Genomic DNA, 14,368 nt, shown 5'->3' with positions numbered 1-14,368 from the left:
AGTCAAATTCCAAGCTTCGCGTACACTTCAGACTTGTAGTAGTGGGGACCAGACTTGTTAGCACCCGCGAAGTTGGGCGCGTAGTGATCTAAAGCATGCTGAATAATTTTTGGCGAAAACGATACGGAAACAGTGTAGTAGTCACTGTCCAAGAATCGATTCGGGATGAAGTTGCGGTCAATGGTTCGGTCTCCATCGAGATTTGCGACGACAACTGGAAGACCTAGCTTTGCGATTACCTCAGTTTCATAGAATAAGAACGACGCACCGTCACCTGCTTTGGACTTGCCTTTGCTGCTACCAAGAAAGACAACCTGTTTAGTGTTGGCAAGGCGAAGTCGTAGGCTGCGCCGAATTGTTTCGGGCAGACTAGTGTCGCGCGCCTGAGCGAGGTCGTGCGCATTAAAAAAGTCGAATTCGATATTTTCGTTAGCCTCCCACGCAGTCATGAGACGGTAGTATTTGATGTCCTCGCTTGCGAACGCAACGTAAGTCTTGTTCCGGTAGCTCACCCCAGGTCCCCTCTCGTTAGCGGCCACTAAGGCTACCGCGACACTGATCCATGTGGCGCACGTGGGCGGCCCGAAATTTGATCACATAAAACTGCATAGTTTCGTAAATCGATCTTGGGAACTAACCGTACGCTCATCTTAAATCGAGCTCAATGGGCTGAACATATGACTGCGCTAGCCACGAGTAGGCGGTGCCCATTCTGGGGCCGCGATGTCTGTCGCGTTGCCCGGTGCGGTGCGCGGTCTGCGTGCGGTTGCGCTTGCCGTGCTGCTTGCCGACGTTAGCGCCAGCCGCTGTCGGGGATGTTGCCGAACTTGGTGAAGTCGACATGGATCAGTGAGCGGGGATGGTCGTGCTCGTAGTGGCCGCGGCGGCTCGCCGGTGATGCGGTCGATAGGGCAAGCCGGTTGATCTGGCAAAACACCAGTATCGAGTGCACGGTGGAAGCGGGTGCCGAGCAGGCCACCGATTTGCGCACGGCCCAACCGTTGCCGCCACCGCAACCGCACGGTCCGGCGCACGAGCTGCTCACATGTGGCAGTGCAGCTGCGGTCTGCCCGTGTGCTGCGGTCGGCCATCTCCGCTCGCCTCGGCGCGACACCGCGCGGCGACGCTGCCCAGCTCTTCGGAGTCAGGCGTCAGTACGGGGCTCCGTAGTTGGCGGGCCACGTCGCAGTGGGTCAAGCCACCCCGGCCTCCCGGAGGGCTATCACGCCGCGTCAAGGGGCAGCTCGGCCGGCACGCTGCGGACCGCAGGAAGGTGCCCCCTTGACACGACGTGATCGGGCTGCGCCAGGTCGACGAGATGGCGAAGGGGCCACCCACTTGTCAGGAGTCCAGTTCCGATACGAAATCCAGGAACTTGATCCCGAGCTCGCTTATCGACTCCGGGTTAAATGTACTCAATCCAAAGAACGATCCACGGATGACGATCAGGCTTCTCGCCGCTAGGTCAGCGATCATTCCCTTTATTGCCAGAGGGTCATCTTCGGGAAATGCTTCTTGGAGTGCATCCTCCATCGATTTTTCTTTATTCTGAACTGCCTTAAGAATCCCTGGCCACTCAGCTGAGTTGAACCAACTTAGCACGCGGACGTGTGTCACAGTCAGGTCATCCGCTATCTGCAGCAGCAGCATTGCGAAGTCGGCCTGGGCATCCCACGAGGAGTCGATCGTCACGCGTGTAACGGCAGACGCCAAGTAGCGGAGCTTCTGGGGGTCACTCGTGCGAGAGGCGGCGCGAGCTCCAGAAATTCCGGCAGAGATTGCCGTATCGCGGACTATCAATTTCTCAATGCCATCTATTCTGCTGTCATGAAGGCCAATTTCTGCGACGAGGGCCTTTAGAAACTCTTCGGTTCTCTTTTCAATTTCTGGCCGCCAAACAATATCGACAATTGCGCTCGCTGCGGAACCAGCGACGGGGATGGCGCCAAGTGCTCCCAGCGTCAGCTTTCGTACGCGGTCGACCCACGACGGCTCCGGAACTGACAGCTCGCCGGATGGTTCAACATCGGACATAGCTCCAACCTTTCGCGCCAGGGGTGTCTCAGATTGCGTGAGACCTGCTCATCAAAGTCGCTGCCTGCCGCAATCGCGTTACGTACGGCGCACTGGCCGCCTCACTCGAGCGGGCGACATTCGTCCAACATCGCACCGTCGAGGTGGGTGACCGGTCTACCAACGGTGGCCAAGTTTCTGCAGTTCAGGCCCGTCGCGCGGCCGAGCGGGCCTGACCTCAGCGCGAGCGAAGGATTCAAGGGGACGCCGGTTCAAGGTGCGCTTGTCGTCGTTGGGCCAAATTGCTTGAGCCATCGCCGAACCGACGCCAGATCGGCGTAGCCCGCCGCGCGAAGGGCCTCCACGATGTCTCGTCCGCTGATCAGCGCGATCGGGTGTCCGTCGGAGCGGACCTCGCCGTATGCCTGGTAGTGGAAGTACGAGGTCGTCACGAAGACGCCGAACTGGCGGTGCCGCAGCCTGGAGATCAGGCGCGACACCTCGCGGACGCCGACCGAGTTGGTGTCGCTGTAGCACTTCGCTTCCAGCGCGAACTCGATCGCGATTGGGTCGGAAGACGGGCCGATCACGTACTCGCCAATGGCGTCGCGTCCTCCGTCCCGGCTGCGCTGTGTGACTTCGCAACTGCCGGTCGCAGGTGCGATGAGTCGCCACAGTTCGACTGCGCAGTACTCGAAGTCGTGTTCGTGACCGCGGAACGCCTCGCGGATTTCAGCGAGGATTGCAAGCCCGGCCGGGTCTGCCGGCGTCTGCTCTGCCCGCGTCCGGACGACCGTCGTCGACGGTGCAAGCATCGGCGAGTACTTCCGCCCGTCGATCCAGGCTGCCCAAGCTGCAGGAACGTGGGGACTCTCGGTGGCGCGTCCGTCAAGCACGTCGATGATCCACTGCCGCTCGATCCGGGAGACGTCGAGGACGGTGAACCGAGCGCGATAGTTCTGGAACCGCTGCCCACGGGTGCTGCGCCAGATTGCCTGCAGCTCATCGTCGGAAGACAGGCCTGGTCCGCCAGGCGCGAGCAAGCCGCGGAACATGATCCGTCGGCCAGGGGCAGACTTCTCGAACAGGAGGAACGGCGGAACGCGACGGCGGGCCTCCGCTGACTCGTGGCTCCAGTCGAACGAATCCCGCAGCAGGACGTTGCCGCGGCGACGCGTGTCGTGAAGCTCGTGACCAGGGCTGCGGTTGTCACCGTAGTAGGTGAAGAGTCCCGTCTGAGGATCCAATGTGTCGGGCCAGTCCGGCTCGCCGCCTGTCGTGTACAGGACGCCAAGCCGCACTGTGCCCTTGGCCGGGGAACCCGCGTAACGGAACCCGCCCTGGTTGCCCACTGGCAGCAGGCGGGCAAGCGGGTCATCGGCCATAGTCCCGCTCTGCCCACCGTCGTACACCTGATCGACGATCAGGTCAGCGTCAGCGAGCTGTTCGAACGGCACGACTCCATCCCCAGATGTCACCGTTGCAGGATAACGATCAGTGTGCGACGACCCATACAGGCGGGATCAGGTTGTAGCCCGGTGCGCTGGGCCGCGCACCTGCCCACGCTTTACCCTCGCCAAACGACGGCCGACGACCACCAAAGTTGCTCCGCGATGCTCGGTTACCTTTGCGAACAGTACAGGCAGCGACCCATATCGATCACCAACACCGAACATCGCCCACCATGATCCACAAAAGCGGGTGTCGCAGGCTCGATCCCTGCCCCGGGCACCCGTCGTCACCAGTGCGGATCGCCCATCTGCCTGCTTCCGATCCCGCGTTGCTTCCCCCCGGCTGGTTGGCTGCTGTACAGCAACGAAGTACAGCAACCGCACCGACGCTCAGCGTCCGCGATCGACCAGCAAGGACCCTCTGACCTCGGCAAAGACCAGCAACGGCTTTCGTGCTGATAGTTCGCATCGAGAAGGTCAGGGGTTCGATTCCCCTCAGCTCCACCCAATAGATGGCCCGCGCCCGCGGAGGGCGCGGGCCGTTTTGTGTTCCGCGTGTTTTCTGGGGGTGCAACCCCCAGGCCCCGCCCGGGAGGGCTTCGCCCCCCGGACCCCCCAGCGTGGTTGCGTTAGGTGGGCGTTGGCGGGATGTGGCCGAGGTTCTTGGTCGCGGCGATGAGGTGGCAGCCGATTGTGATCCCGATGAGGGTTTGTTTGTCGCTGCCGAACTGGATGGAGCCGGCGTCGGTCTGGTTGTGGAAGAAGGCGTCGTGCGAGCCGGGGCGTCGTGCATGCGTTGTGGCTGGGCTGTGGATCCGTACTTCGCCGCGACAGTACCGACGATTGCTGACATCGACCAAGCTGCCAAGTCGTGGCGGAGGTTGCCCGCACGAGGCTGGCTGTCTGTGGACGCTCCAGAGTGCAGCGGTCGTGGTTGCATCGTCGCAGGGGTCCTTGTCGTGACGGGGCGGTGGCGTGGGGCGACCCGCCCCGAGTGAAAGGGGGCGCAGTCGAGGCCTTTGTGAAACCGACAAACCTAATCTCGATCCGGCGATCCTCGCCGCGTTGCGTCGGGCCGCCACCGATGCCGCTGCGGAGGGTGGGGAGATCTTCGTCAACGGTGGGTGGCGGTCGCCGGAGTATCAGGAATGGCTGCTCGCGGAGGCCGTGGTGCGGTATGGCTCGGCGGCGGAAGCGGCACGATGGGTGGCTACTCCGGATACTTCTGCCCACGTGTCGGGGCGTGCGGTGGACGTCGGTCCGTCAGGGGCGCGGGTGTGGCTGTCGGAGCACGGTGCGGGGTATGGGTTGTGCCAGTTCTATCGGGATGAGCCGTGGCATTACGAGCTGCGGCTGGAAGCCGTTGGGGTGGTTGTCCGCCAATGTATGCGGATCCGTCGGAGGATCCACGGATGAGGCGGCGACAGGGCCTTTCCTGAGTGGACAGTTGGGCAAGCCTCAAGCAGGAATGCGGGCCGATTCGCCAGGCGTGTCAGCGCCGAAACGAGTGATGTCCGTGGCCAGGTCCAGGGGGCCGTTGTGGGCGCGGTCGGCGTCGGTGATCTGCGACTGCGGCACGAGCCAGCAGATCTCGAACTCCAGGCCGTCGGGGTCCTTGGCGTAGAGGGCTTTCGTGGTGCCGTGGTCGGTGGAGCCGACGAGGGCGCCCGCGGTGGCGAGGGCGGCGAGGTAGGTCTGGAGGTCCGCGAGGGTGGGGACTTCCCACGCCAGGTGGTAGAGGCCGACTGAACCCGAAGGGGCCGCGGTGGCGTCCGGGAGGGTGAAGACGCCCAGGTCGTGGTCGTTGTGGGAGTCGGGGGCCTGGAGGAAGACGGCGCGGTCCGAGGTGTGCACCGCGCGGAAACCCAGGACGTCGACGTAGAAGGCGCTGCTGCGGGCGGCGTCGCGGACCCAGAGGACGGCGTGGTTCAGACCGCGGATCGGCATGGCGACTCCTTCACAGCGACGACTTCACAGCGGCAACTTCACTGCGGCAATTTTCACAGCGGCAGCGCGAACGCGGAACCGCCGTCGTGCCACCACTTCCGGTAGAACCGCGAGTCCTCGACCAGGGCGAGGTACCCGGCGTCGATCTTGGCACACATCTCGTCCACCAGTGAAGCGATCGGGGAGTCGGTGCGCCACGCGAGGACGAGCTCGCGGTAGAGCGGGGTGCCGGTCAGCGACACCGTCGAGACGCCCGTGCGGTCGGTGCCGATGGGGTAGAGCAGGCAGATCGCGCGGCCCTCGGCGGTGAGGGCGAACGCGACGTGCGCCTCGTTCGTCAAGTGCGTGATGCGCTGGTCGAAGCCGGCCGACGTGCAGGTGCGGGCGAAGAACTCGTTCATCCCGCTGTCGTCACGGTCGGGCATCACCCACTTCTCGCCCGCCAGGTCGGCCAGCGCGACCTCGCCGCGCGCGGCCAAGGCGTGGTGGTCCGCGACGCCGATGAAAAACGGTTCCCGCAGCAGCACGCGGTACTCGACGCCGTCGGGCGGGATCAGCGGGAAGCCGGGGAACGCGCGCATCACGGCGACGTCGAGCTCACCCGAGCGCAGTAATGCCGTCAGCGCGGTGGTTTCGCGGATCGTGCGGCTGGTGACGTCGCGCCGGGGCAGCATGGTCGTCAACGCGTTCACCAGCAGGCTGAACTGCTGCGCCGGAATTCCGCCGACGCGCACGGGCGCGCCCGCTTCGTGTCGCGCGTTGAGGCGCGCCGAGCGTTGCAGGGCGTCGAAGCTGTGCAGCACCTTTTGCGCGTCGCGCACCAGCTCGGTGCCGGTGTGGGTGGGCAGCACGCCTTCGGCCGAACGGACGAACAGTGGCCCGCCGAGGAACTGCTCGATCCGTTTGAGCTGCGTGGTCACCGCCGGCTGCGTGAGGTGCAGGCGGGCCGCGGCTCTGCGCAGGCTGCCGGCTTCGGCGATTGCGACCACGAGTTCGAGGTGCCGGATTTCCAGGCGCATGGGGAAAACATTATCGCCGGATGCAATAGGGCCGATCCCGTGATGATCATGGCCACACCGCATCGCGCCTGGTTACGGTGCCCGGCGTGACATCTTTGGTCCCCGTTCCGCTCATCGGGAAAACAACGCTTCCCGTGCTGTTCTCCGACGAAGTGCTGCAGCGGTTCCTCCACGCCGCGGCCATCGAATACGCGTTCATCACGCCCGAGGAACCGAGACCGTGTTTCGCCGTGCTGCTCGGCGCCTTCGCAGAAGACGCGCTGATCGTCTCGGACCTCGCGTTCGGCCGCAACGCGCGGGTCACCGACCCGAGCGCACGTGAAGAGTTCGCGACCACGATCGTGCCGAAATTCGGCTCCGCGTATGAGAATTCGGTGCGCGCGTGGTGGCTGGATCCCGTCGATCTGCTGCGCATCACCCGCGAGGCCGACGCGCGTGGTCTGGACGTGCTCGGGTCCGTCCACCTGCACCCGGACTGGCATCGCCTCGGGCCTGAATGCGAACGCGGCCGCCCGCTCAGCGAACGCCCGACGCCGATGGACGCGTACGTCTTCCGCGGCACTGGCTGGCCGCTCAACGTCGTGTGTTACCTCGAACGGCAGCACGGCGAGTTCTACTACTCGCTGGCCGCGTGGAACGGCGACTGCGAATCGCTCCCGCTGCGCGTAGGGATGGTGACGGCGTGAACGAGTCGATTCGCGCGCTCTGGCGCACCATGGCCGACGGCTGGGCCCGCGGCGACGCAACGCAGTTCGCTTCCGTCTTCGCGTCCGACGTCGACTTCGTCAACGTGCGCGGCGAAGCGCTCGTCGGTCGCGAAGCCGTGGAGACAGGCCACGCGCAGCTGTTCGCCACGGCGTACCGCGGCACCACGTTGTCCGCCGAGGTCACGTTGATCCGCCGGCTGTCGCCAGAGCTTTCGCTCGTCCACGCGACGTCGGAGATCGGGCCCGCCGGCGTCGTGACGCACGCGCAAGCCGTGGTCCGCCACGACGGCGAACCGACGATCGCCGCCTTTCACAACATGATCCCGAAGGGACCCACCGCATGACCCGCCCTCGCCTGCGTCACCTCGCCTTCGTCGTGCAGGACGCGAAGCGCATGGCCGCGTTCTACTGCGAGCAGTTCGGCATGGAGCTGTTCCACACCGACCCCGACGGCAGTCACTTCGTGACCGACGGCTACCTCAACCTGGCGCTGATCCAGCAGCAGCTCGACGGCGACGTCGCCACCGGCTTCAACCACTTCGGTTTCCAGGTCCCGGAAATCCCGCCGATCGCGGAGAAGCTCGCCGAAGCGGGCGTGCCCCGACCGGTGCTGCGCGGCGGGGACCGCCCGTTCGCCGAGTACCGCGCGATCGACCCGGAAGGCAACTGGTTCGACCTGTCCGAGCACGGTTTCCTGCCGTCGGGCCTGGAGAAGTAGCTAGCGCAATGCGGCCACGAGGTCGGTTGCGATGCGGTGCTCCACGTCCGTGGGCACGGGCTGCACCTCGTCGGCCAGCCCGCCCGCGGCGACGGCGGCGAGGCTGCGGGCCTGCAGCGTGAGGCCGAGGTCCATGGCCTGGATGGAGTTCCCGTTGGCGGCCGTGAGGTTGAGCATCCGGCCCTGGTCGAGCAGCACGATCTCGCGGCCGTCGTCGAGGACGTGGCCCGTGCGTCGCGAAGGCGCGCCGTACTCGACGGTGCGGACGGTCCGCGCGTCGAGCTCCGCCCGGTCGATCTCCCACGCGAAGTGCCCGACGCCGGCGAGCACCGCGCCGTCGCGCAACGCCGCGAGCTCGGCCGCGCCCAGCACACCGGGGTGGCCGGTGGCGGTGAACACCAGCTGCGCGTCGGCCACGACCTCGGTGGCGGTGCCGACGCGGTGGCCGTTGAGGATCGCCTCCAGCGCCCGCATCGGGTCGGTGTCGCAGACCGAAACGCGTGCGCCGAGCCGGCTCAACGTGTCGGCGACGCCCTTGCCACACGGGCCGTACCCGAGCACCGCGGCCCGCGTCCCCGGCACCATGAGGTTGGTGGCGTTGAGGAAGCCCTGCACCACGCTCTGCCCGACGCCGAACTCGTTCTCCACCAGGAGCTTCAGCCGCGAGTCGTTGATCACGACCACGGGCTTGCCGAGCCGTGCTTTTGTTTCGCGCAGCCGGATTCCGCCGGTCGTGGTCTCCTCGGTGCCGCCGAGGTAACCCGCCGGCGTGCCGGAGCCGAGAAGCGAAACGGTGAGGTCACCGCCGTTGTCCAGTGTGAGGTCGGGCTCGACCTCGAGCACGCGCTCGATGTTGCGGACGTGCTCGGCCTCGCCGTCGCCGCGGCGGGTGAACACGGCGACGCCCAGCTCGCCGAGCGCGTCGGCGACGTCGTCGTGGGTGGTGCCGGGCGAGCCGGTGAGCCGCACGTCGACACCGGCGCGCACGAGCAGCGTGACGAGTGCGGCTGTCTTCGGCTCGACGTGCAGGCACATCGCCAGCCGCTTCCCGGCGAGCACCGGGGTCAGTTCGGCGACCGCCTGCGCGGTGAGAGGCATGTGCTTGAGAGCCCAGGCCGTGGCGGGATGGGTTTCGGGCATGACTGTGTTCCTCTTCGGTTGTGGTGACGTTCCAACGGGGACGGAAGACGTCGTCAGCCGTAGAAGTCACACCGGTAGGAGTGGTCGCCGTAGATCGGCGTCACGAGCTCCTGCCGACGAGTGCACACGCCACCACGATAACCCAGGTCAGAGCGGGTGCTCCAGCCACACGTTCGGCTCCACGTACACACCGAGGTCTTGCGCCACCGACCCCAGCACGGGCGCGATCCCACCGGGCACTGTCGTGAGGCCGTCGCCGGGCCGCACGCCGGTCCACTTCGCCCACTGGTCCAGCGTGCCGATCACGGTCATCGCGAACGGCGCGATCTTCACCAGCCGCGCGCCCAGCCGTTGGTGGTTGCGCAGCCACGGGTCCGCCGGCCGGCCCTGCTCGTCTCGCCGGGCGACGTAGTCCACAATGGACTCGACGGCGTGATCGGCTTTTCCTGTCGGGCGCACCGGCACCACAAGCCGCGACAGCCCCGCGCGCCGGGCCCGGTTCTTCAGCTCCGTGAGCGCCAGTGCCGCGACGCCCTGGCCCCGCGCGCGCTCGGCGACGTTGACCTCCAACGCCACCAGCGTGGTCGGCTCGCGGTCGTCCATCACGTCCTGCGCGGCCCACAACAGCGCACCGTCCCACCCGTGGTCGGGCAACTCGGTGCGCTCATCCGTCGGATACGCCACGGGGATCGCCGCCGCCCGGGCCACCGGCACGTCGTCTTCCAGTAGCACCAGGAAGAACTCCGGCCAGCGCGCTGCCAGCCTTGCGGACGCCGCGAGGTCGCCGATCACGTCGTGCGCCAGGAACTCCCCGCCAACCACGCCCAGCTCCAGCGCGGGCCGGCGCAGATCCGGACGCGTCGCGAGGTCCTCGACGCGCACGGCCGGCTCGCCGCTCACGACCAGGCACCGCTTCTCCCGCCGGAAGCCGAGGGCGGCTCCGGACGAGGGACGAGGTGACCGGCAACGTTCATGGCTCGCAGGGTAAACCGCGAATCCTCGGGACAGCCCCAGAATTTGATCAGCGCACCGGCAGGGCCTGCCTGCGCCGGGCGAGCGCGGACGGGTCGAGCGTCGCGCGCGTGCCGGCCTGATGGCCTTCGCGGTACCCCGAACCGGAGAGCCGGCGCGGCGCGGCCGCGCGCAAGTCGCCGTACTCGCGGTCGAACGCACTTTGCACGAGCGTGTTCCGGTCGCGCACCACCAGCTCGGCCGACTGCCCGCCCGAACCCGGATGCTCGCGCGCCGCCGTGTCCTCCGCCCGCACCAGCCGATCGTGGACGGCGCGCGCGAAGCCGTGCAGCCAGGTGCGGCGGTACGCGGCGAGCGATTCGCGGAACACCCGGTCGTCGGGCCGCACGCGCGTGAGCTGGGTGCTCGCCTGCAGCAACAAGCTCGTGAACAGCAGCTCCACGCGCCCGAGGTCGGACTTGAAGCCGAACACCGTGACCGCGTCCACACCCTGGCCCACGCGGTGCAGCAACGTGCGGCAGCGCATCGGGTACGCGATGTTCGTGAGCAGGCTCGCCTTGTCACGGCTGTACGGGTTTTCGATGGGGATCTTCAGCACGGCGATGTCGTCCGAGCCCTGCCCGGCGGCGGCGAGCATCGCGTTGTCGATGCCGTACCGGGCGATCAGCTCGGCCGCCTTCGTGTTGTACAGCTCGGCTTCTTCCGCGGTCACCGCCGGGTCTTCGGCCTTGGCGAGCAGCTTGCGGATGCGCTCCAGCTGCGTGTCGTGGGCGGGCATGATCCCCCTCTCCTGCTGGGCCGGGCCCGGGCGGGCCGGCGTGGGGTCCAAGGTAGGCGCGGGGTACGACAATATTCGATCAGGTGTTCGGACACGTGGCAGGGTGCCCGCGTGTCGATACGATCAGTGAGTGGATTCGCCCGCTGACGCCGTGGTCGTCGGCTCCGGCCCCAACGGCCTGGCCGCCGCCGTGCTGCTGGCCCGCGCCGGTCTCGCGGTCGACCTGCACGAAACCGCGCCGGAGCTCGGCGGGGGCGCGCGGTCGGCGCGGCTGTTCGACGCCGACGTGGTCCACGACGTCTGCTCGGCCGTGCACCCGATGGCCGTCGCGTCGCCGTTCTTCCAGGGCTTCGACCTCGCCGCGCACGGCGTCGAGCTGTGCCGGCCTGAAGTCGCGTACGGACATCCCGTCGACGAGCGCCGCACCGGCCTCGCCTACGCGGACCTCGACCGCACCTGCGCACGCCTCGGCGCCGACAGCGAGCGCTGGCGCCGCCTGATGGGACCGCTCGTCGAGCACACCGCCGAGATCACCGACCTGCTGCTCGGCGACCTGAGACGGCCACCGCGGCCTTCCGTCGCCGCCCTGCTCGCGCCGCGGATCCTCGCGCTCGGCACCGGCATCGACGAGGTCCTGTTCCGCGGTCCCGAAGCCCCCGCGCTGCTCGCCGGCGTCGCCGCGCACCCGATGGGCCGGCTGCCGTCGTTGGCCGGCGGGGGCACCGCCGTGCTGCTCGGGCACCTCGCGCACGCGGGCGGCTGGCCGGTCCCGCGCGGGGGCACGCAGGTGCTCACCGATGTGCTCGCCGCCGATTTCATGGTGCACGGCGGCCGCGTCCACACCTCCAGCCGCGTAACGGACCTGCGGGAGTTCGCGAAAACCCGCGCGGTGCTGCTCGACGTCAGCCCGCGTGGCCTGCTCGAACTCGCGGGTCCCTTCGTGCCACCCGGCTACCGTCGTGCGCTCGAGAACGTGCGCTACGGACCGGGTGCGGCGAAGGTCGACTTCCTCGTGTCGGAGCCGATCCCGTGGCGCGAGCCGGAGCTGGCCAAGGCCGCGACCGTCCACATCGGAGGGACGGCCGCGCAGGTCCGCGCCGGCGAGAACACCGTGGCCGGCGGGCAGCGCGCCGAGGAGCCGTACGTGCTGCTCGCCCAGCCGATGGCCGCCGATCCCTCGCGCGGACTTCCGCACAAGCAGCCGATCTGGGCCTACGCGCACGTGCCCAACGGCGATCCGCTCGACGCCACCGTCGTCGTCCGCCGCCGCATCGAGCGCTTCGCCCCGGGGTTCAGCGACACGATCCTGGCCGCACGCGGGGTTCCCGCGGTCGAGTTGGAGAACTACAACGCGAACTACGTCGGCGGCGACATCTCCGGCGCCGCCGTGACGCTGCGGCAGCTGCTCGCCCGCCCGGTCATCCGCTGGAACCCCCACACGACCCCGTTGAGCGGCGTCTACCTCTGCTCCAGCGCGACCCCGCCGGGCCCCGGTGTGCACGGCATGGCCGGCCTGCACGCCGCGAAAACCGCGCTGCGTAAGGAGTTCGGACTCGCGCTGCCCGCCGGCTGGTGATCAGCCGCGCGGCCGCACCATGCCCGTCTCGTACGCCACGACCACGGCCTGCGCGCGGCTCGAAACGCCGAGCTTCGTCATCAGCCGGTTGAGGTGCGTCTTCACGGTCGCCTCGCTCACCAGCAGCTCGGTCGCGATGTCCGCGTTGGTCGCGCCGGTGCCGACGAACCGGAGCACCTCCAGCTCGCGCTCGGTCAGGCACCTCAGCTTGGGTTCCGGGCGGCCGGGCGGCGGCGTGCGCGTGAACGCCTCCACGAGTCGACGCGTGATCGTCGGCCCGAACAGCATGTCGCCGCGCGCGACGGCCTCGATGCCGGCGATCAGCGTCTCCGGCGGGCTGTCCTTGAGCAGGAACCCGGCCGCGCCCGCGCGCAGGGCCGCGTAAACGTACTCGTCGAGGTCGAACACGGTCAGGATCAGCACACGCGGCTTCTCCGGCCCGGCCGCGGCGAGGATGCGTCCCGTGGCGGTGACGCCGTCGAGCCCGGGCAGGCGGATGTCCATCAGGATCACTTCGGGCTTCAGCCGCAACGCCTTGTCCACGGCTTCGAGCCCGTCGCGCGCTTCGCCGAGCACGTCGATGCCGGGCACCGCACCGAGCAGCGCGACGAAGCCCGCGCGGACGAGATCCTGGTCGTCCACCACGAGCACACTGGTCACGACGGTTCTCCGGTGGTCCGCCCGGCGGTCGGGTAGGGCAGGGTCAGCTCGATGGCGAACCCCGCGGGTTCGCGCGGTCCGATCTCGATCACGCCACCGTACATACGCGCGCGTTCCCGCATTTCCACCAGCCCGTGACCAGCGTGGTTTACGCGCGGCGGCGGCCCGCCGCCGGAGTCGACGACGAGCAGGCGCAGGCCCTCGTCGCCGTAGTCCAGCGTGAGCTCGGCGGTGGCGTCGGCGGCGTGCTTGAGCACGTTGGTGAGGGCCTCCTGCGCCACGCGGTACGCGCACAGCTGCTGGCCGGGCGGCAGCGGCCGCGGCGTGCCGGTGACGCGCAGTCCGAGCGTGAGGCCGGCGTCGCTCAGCCTCCCAACGAGCGACGGCAGGTCCGCGAGCCCCGGTTGCGGGCGGTACTCGCCGGGTTCGTACCGCGGCGGCCGGAGCACGCTGAGCAGGCGGCGTAGCTCGTCGAGGGCTTCGGTGGTGGTGCCGGTGATCGTGTCGAGCGCGCCACGAGCCATGTCCGGCGCGGTTTCGAAGACGTACTTCGCAAGATTGGCCTGGACGGAAATCACCGAAAGGTGGTGCGAGACGACGTCGTGCAGCTCGCGCGCGATGCGGATGCGTTCCTCGGCGACGGCCTGCTGCGCCTCCAGTTCGATCTCGCGTTCGGCCCGATCGGCGCGTTCGGCGGTGGCGCGCAGGCGGTTGGCGCGGACGTGGACGGAGTGTCCGATCAGGATGGTCGCGGACGCCTGCAGCAGGGCGATCACCGAATCGCCGACGGGGTGCGACGCGCCGCCGGCGATCATCGTCGCCTCGTACGCGGCCATCGCGAGCGCCGAAGACGGCCACGCCTTGCTCGCCGGGTAGCGCGCCCACACCGTGTACGCGGCGATCAGGATGCCGGGCTGGCCGAGTGTCGCGCGGAAACCGCAAAGGTAGAACGCGCCCATCAGCGCCGTCACGGCCAGCAGCGAGCCGATCGGGAACCGGCGGCGGACCAGCAGCGGCGCGGCACCGACGGCCGCGAGGACCAATCCGAACGCGCCCGGCCGGTCGCCCAGCTCGCCGCCGCGCACGGCCGCGCCCGCCAGCAGGAACACGGCGACAGCGGCCGCGAGCAGGCTGTCCGCCAGTAGCGGGTGCATGCGAAGTCCGCGCACCACCCCCACCCCGTACACCGGCACGGAGGCGAAGCTACCGGCCTGACCGGTGGAAACCCAGCCGGCTACGACCGGCGCGGTACGCCGGCGAGGCGCGTACCGCCAAGGTTTACCGCCGGCTGCGGCGGAAGAGGGATTCGCGTGGGCGGTTCGTCCGGATAGCGTCTGGCGCGAATGGTCACCCATTCGGCGTTGCTCGGCGGGGAGCGCCCGGGGCC

The 14,368-nt window shown here is 68.1% G+C and carries 17 protein-coding genes; 5 read left to right on the top strand and 12 right to left on the bottom strand.

Features of this window, described 5'->3' with window-relative positions; genetic code table 11:
• Positions 1–2: 2 nt before the first annotated feature.
• From K1T34_RS12115 to K1T34_RS12095, 5 genes are all read right to left on the bottom strand, one after another.
• Positions 3–512 carry a TIR domain-containing protein gene (locus K1T34_RS12115; RefSeq protein WP_220244360.1) on the bottom strand — a complete coding sequence of 170 codons (510 nt, stop codon included), beginning with the start codon at positions 510–512 and terminating at the stop codon, positions 3–5.
• Between the two features lie 281 nt (positions 513–793).
• A complete protein-coding gene (locus K1T34_RS54675) occupies positions 794–991 on the bottom strand; it encodes a hypothetical protein (protein WP_220244359.1) in 198 nt (65 codons plus the stop codon).
• Positions 992–1,341: 350 nt separating this feature from the next.
• Positions 1,342–2,034: a hypothetical protein gene (locus tag K1T34_RS12105; RefSeq protein WP_220244358.1), complete on the bottom strand. Its 693-nt coding sequence runs from the start codon at positions 2,032–2,034 to the stop codon at positions 1,342–1,344.
• 251 nt (positions 2,035–2,285) lie between these two features.
• Positions 2,286–3,470: a restriction endonuclease gene (locus tag K1T34_RS12100; protein WP_220244357.1), complete on the bottom strand. Its 1,185-nt coding sequence runs from the start codon at positions 3,468–3,470 to the stop codon at positions 2,286–2,288.
• Positions 3,471–4,093: 623 nt separating this feature from the next.
• The gene (locus K1T34_RS12095) at positions 4,094–4,324 is read right to left on the bottom strand and encodes a hypothetical protein (protein ID WP_220244356.1); all 231 of its coding nucleotides are present in this window, start codon (positions 4,322–4,324) and stop codon (positions 4,094–4,096) included.
• A 115-nt stretch (positions 4,325–4,439) separates the two neighbouring features.
• Here K1T34_RS12095 and K1T34_RS12090 point away from each other — a divergent pair, with 115 nt between their 5' ends.
• A complete protein-coding gene (locus tag K1T34_RS12090) occupies positions 4,440–4,880 on the top strand; it encodes a M15 family metallopeptidase (protein ID WP_370643685.1) in 441 nt (146 codons plus the stop codon).
• A gap of 42 nt (positions 4,881–4,922) precedes the next feature.
• Here the strand turns inward: K1T34_RS12090 and K1T34_RS12085 are convergent, their stop codons facing one another.
• Both K1T34_RS12085 and K1T34_RS12080 read right to left on the bottom strand, forming a co-directional pair.
• Positions 4,923–5,411 (bottom strand): VOC family protein, encoded by a 489-nt coding sequence (locus K1T34_RS12085; RefSeq protein WP_220244355.1) that lies wholly within the window; start codon positions 5,409–5,411, stop codon positions 4,923–4,925.
• Positions 5,412–5,464: 53 nt separating this feature from the next.
• Complete coding sequence (locus K1T34_RS12080; RefSeq protein WP_220244354.1) at positions 5,465–6,430, bottom strand: LysR family transcriptional regulator; 966 nt, start codon at positions 6,428–6,430, stop codon at positions 5,465–5,467.
• 86 nt (positions 6,431–6,516) lie between these two features.
• Here K1T34_RS12080 and K1T34_RS12075 point away from each other — a divergent pair, with 86 nt between their 5' ends.
• The 3 genes from K1T34_RS12075 to K1T34_RS12065 are packed head-to-tail and all read left to right on the top strand — an operon-like array spanning position 6,517 to position 7,855.
• Entirely contained in the window at positions 6,517–7,116 is a 600-nt protein-coding gene (locus K1T34_RS12075; protein ID WP_220244353.1) for a hypothetical protein, read from the top strand.
• Entirely contained in the window at positions 7,113–7,481 is a 369-nt protein-coding gene (locus tag K1T34_RS12070; RefSeq protein ID WP_220244352.1) for an SgcJ/EcaC family oxidoreductase, read from the top strand. Before K1T34_RS12075 ends, K1T34_RS12070 begins: the two co-directional genes overlap by 4 nt.
• Positions 7,478–7,855 carry a VOC family protein gene (locus tag K1T34_RS12065; protein WP_220244351.1) on the top strand — a complete coding sequence of 126 codons (378 nt, stop codon included), beginning with the start codon at positions 7,478–7,480 and terminating at the stop codon, positions 7,853–7,855. Before K1T34_RS12070 ends, K1T34_RS12065 begins: the two co-directional genes overlap by 4 nt.
• On the opposite strand, the gene K1T34_RS12060 is transcribed toward K1T34_RS12065, so the two are convergent.
• The 3 genes from K1T34_RS12060 to K1T34_RS12050 form a co-directional block, all read right to left on the bottom strand.
• The gene (locus K1T34_RS12060; RefSeq protein ID WP_220244350.1) at positions 7,856–8,995 is read right to left on the bottom strand and encodes an adenosylhomocysteinase; all 1,140 of its coding nucleotides are present in this window, start codon (positions 8,993–8,995) and stop codon (positions 7,856–7,858) included.
• Between the two features lie 147 nt (positions 8,996–9,142).
• On the bottom strand, positions 9,143–9,877 hold the full coding sequence (locus K1T34_RS12055; RefSeq protein ID WP_220247141.1) for a GNAT family N-acetyltransferase: 735 nt from the start codon (positions 9,875–9,877) through the stop codon (positions 9,143–9,145).
• Positions 9,878–10,016: 139 nt separating this feature from the next.
• Positions 10,017–10,745, bottom strand: a complete 729-nt coding sequence (locus tag K1T34_RS12050; RefSeq protein WP_220244349.1) for a DUF2786 domain-containing protein — start codon at positions 10,743–10,745, stop codon at positions 10,017–10,019.
• 130 nt (positions 10,746–10,875) lie between these two features.
• Here K1T34_RS12050 and K1T34_RS12045 point away from each other — a divergent pair, with 130 nt between their 5' ends.
• The gene (locus tag K1T34_RS12045) at positions 10,876–12,321 is read left to right on the top strand and encodes an NAD(P)/FAD-dependent oxidoreductase (protein WP_220244348.1); all 1,446 of its coding nucleotides are present in this window, start codon (positions 10,876–10,878) and stop codon (positions 12,319–12,321) included.
• On the opposite strand, the gene K1T34_RS12040 is transcribed toward K1T34_RS12045, so the two are convergent.
• Both K1T34_RS12040 and K1T34_RS12035 read right to left on the bottom strand, forming a co-directional pair.
• Positions 12,322–12,981, bottom strand: coding sequence for a response regulator transcription factor (locus K1T34_RS12040; protein ID WP_220244347.1), 660 nt, complete (start codon positions 12,979–12,981; stop codon positions 12,322–12,324). It lies immediately after the preceding gene.
• Complete coding sequence (locus K1T34_RS12035; protein WP_255638465.1) at positions 12,978–14,174, bottom strand: sensor histidine kinase; 1,197 nt, start codon at positions 14,172–14,174, stop codon at positions 12,978–12,980. The genes K1T34_RS12040 and K1T34_RS12035 overlap by 4 nt, the downstream gene beginning before the upstream one ends.
• Between the last annotated feature and the right edge of the window lie 194 nt (positions 14,175–14,368).

Origin of the sequence: Amycolatopsis sp. DSM 110486 (assembly GCF_019468465.1) — a bacterium.
Taxonomy (GTDB): Bacteria; Actinomycetota; Actinomycetes; order Mycobacteriales; family Pseudonocardiaceae; genus Amycolatopsis.
Note: the sequence above shows the minus strand (reverse complement) of the source record. Positions and strands in the feature narration are given on the sequence as shown.

What these genes read in the sequence shown, in the direction of transcription:
- K1T34_RS12060 (WP_220244350.1), bottom strand. Translation starts at nt 8,995, where the DNA reads ATGCCCGAAACCCATCCCGCCACGGCCTGGGCTCTCAAGCACATGCCT.
- K1T34_RS12085 (WP_220244355.1), bottom strand. Translation starts at nt 5,411, where the DNA reads ATGCCGATCCGCGGTCTGAACCACGCCGTCCTCTGGGTCCGCGACGCC.
- K1T34_RS12065 (WP_220244351.1), top strand. Translation starts at nt 7,478, where the DNA reads ATGACCCGCCCTCGCCTGCGTCACCTCGCCTTCGTCGTGCAGGACGCG.
- K1T34_RS12080 (WP_220244354.1), bottom strand. Translation starts at nt 6,430, where the DNA reads ATGCGCCTGGAAATCCGGCACCTCGAACTCGTGGTCGCAATCGCCGAA.
- K1T34_RS12105 (WP_220244358.1), bottom strand. Translation starts at nt 2,034, where the DNA reads ATGTCCGATGTTGAACCATCCGGCGAGCTGTCAGTTCCGGAGCCGTCG.
- K1T34_RS12050 (WP_220244349.1), bottom strand. Translation starts at nt 10,745, where the DNA reads ATGCCCGCCCACGACACGCAGCTGGAGCGCATCCGCAAGCTGCTCGCC.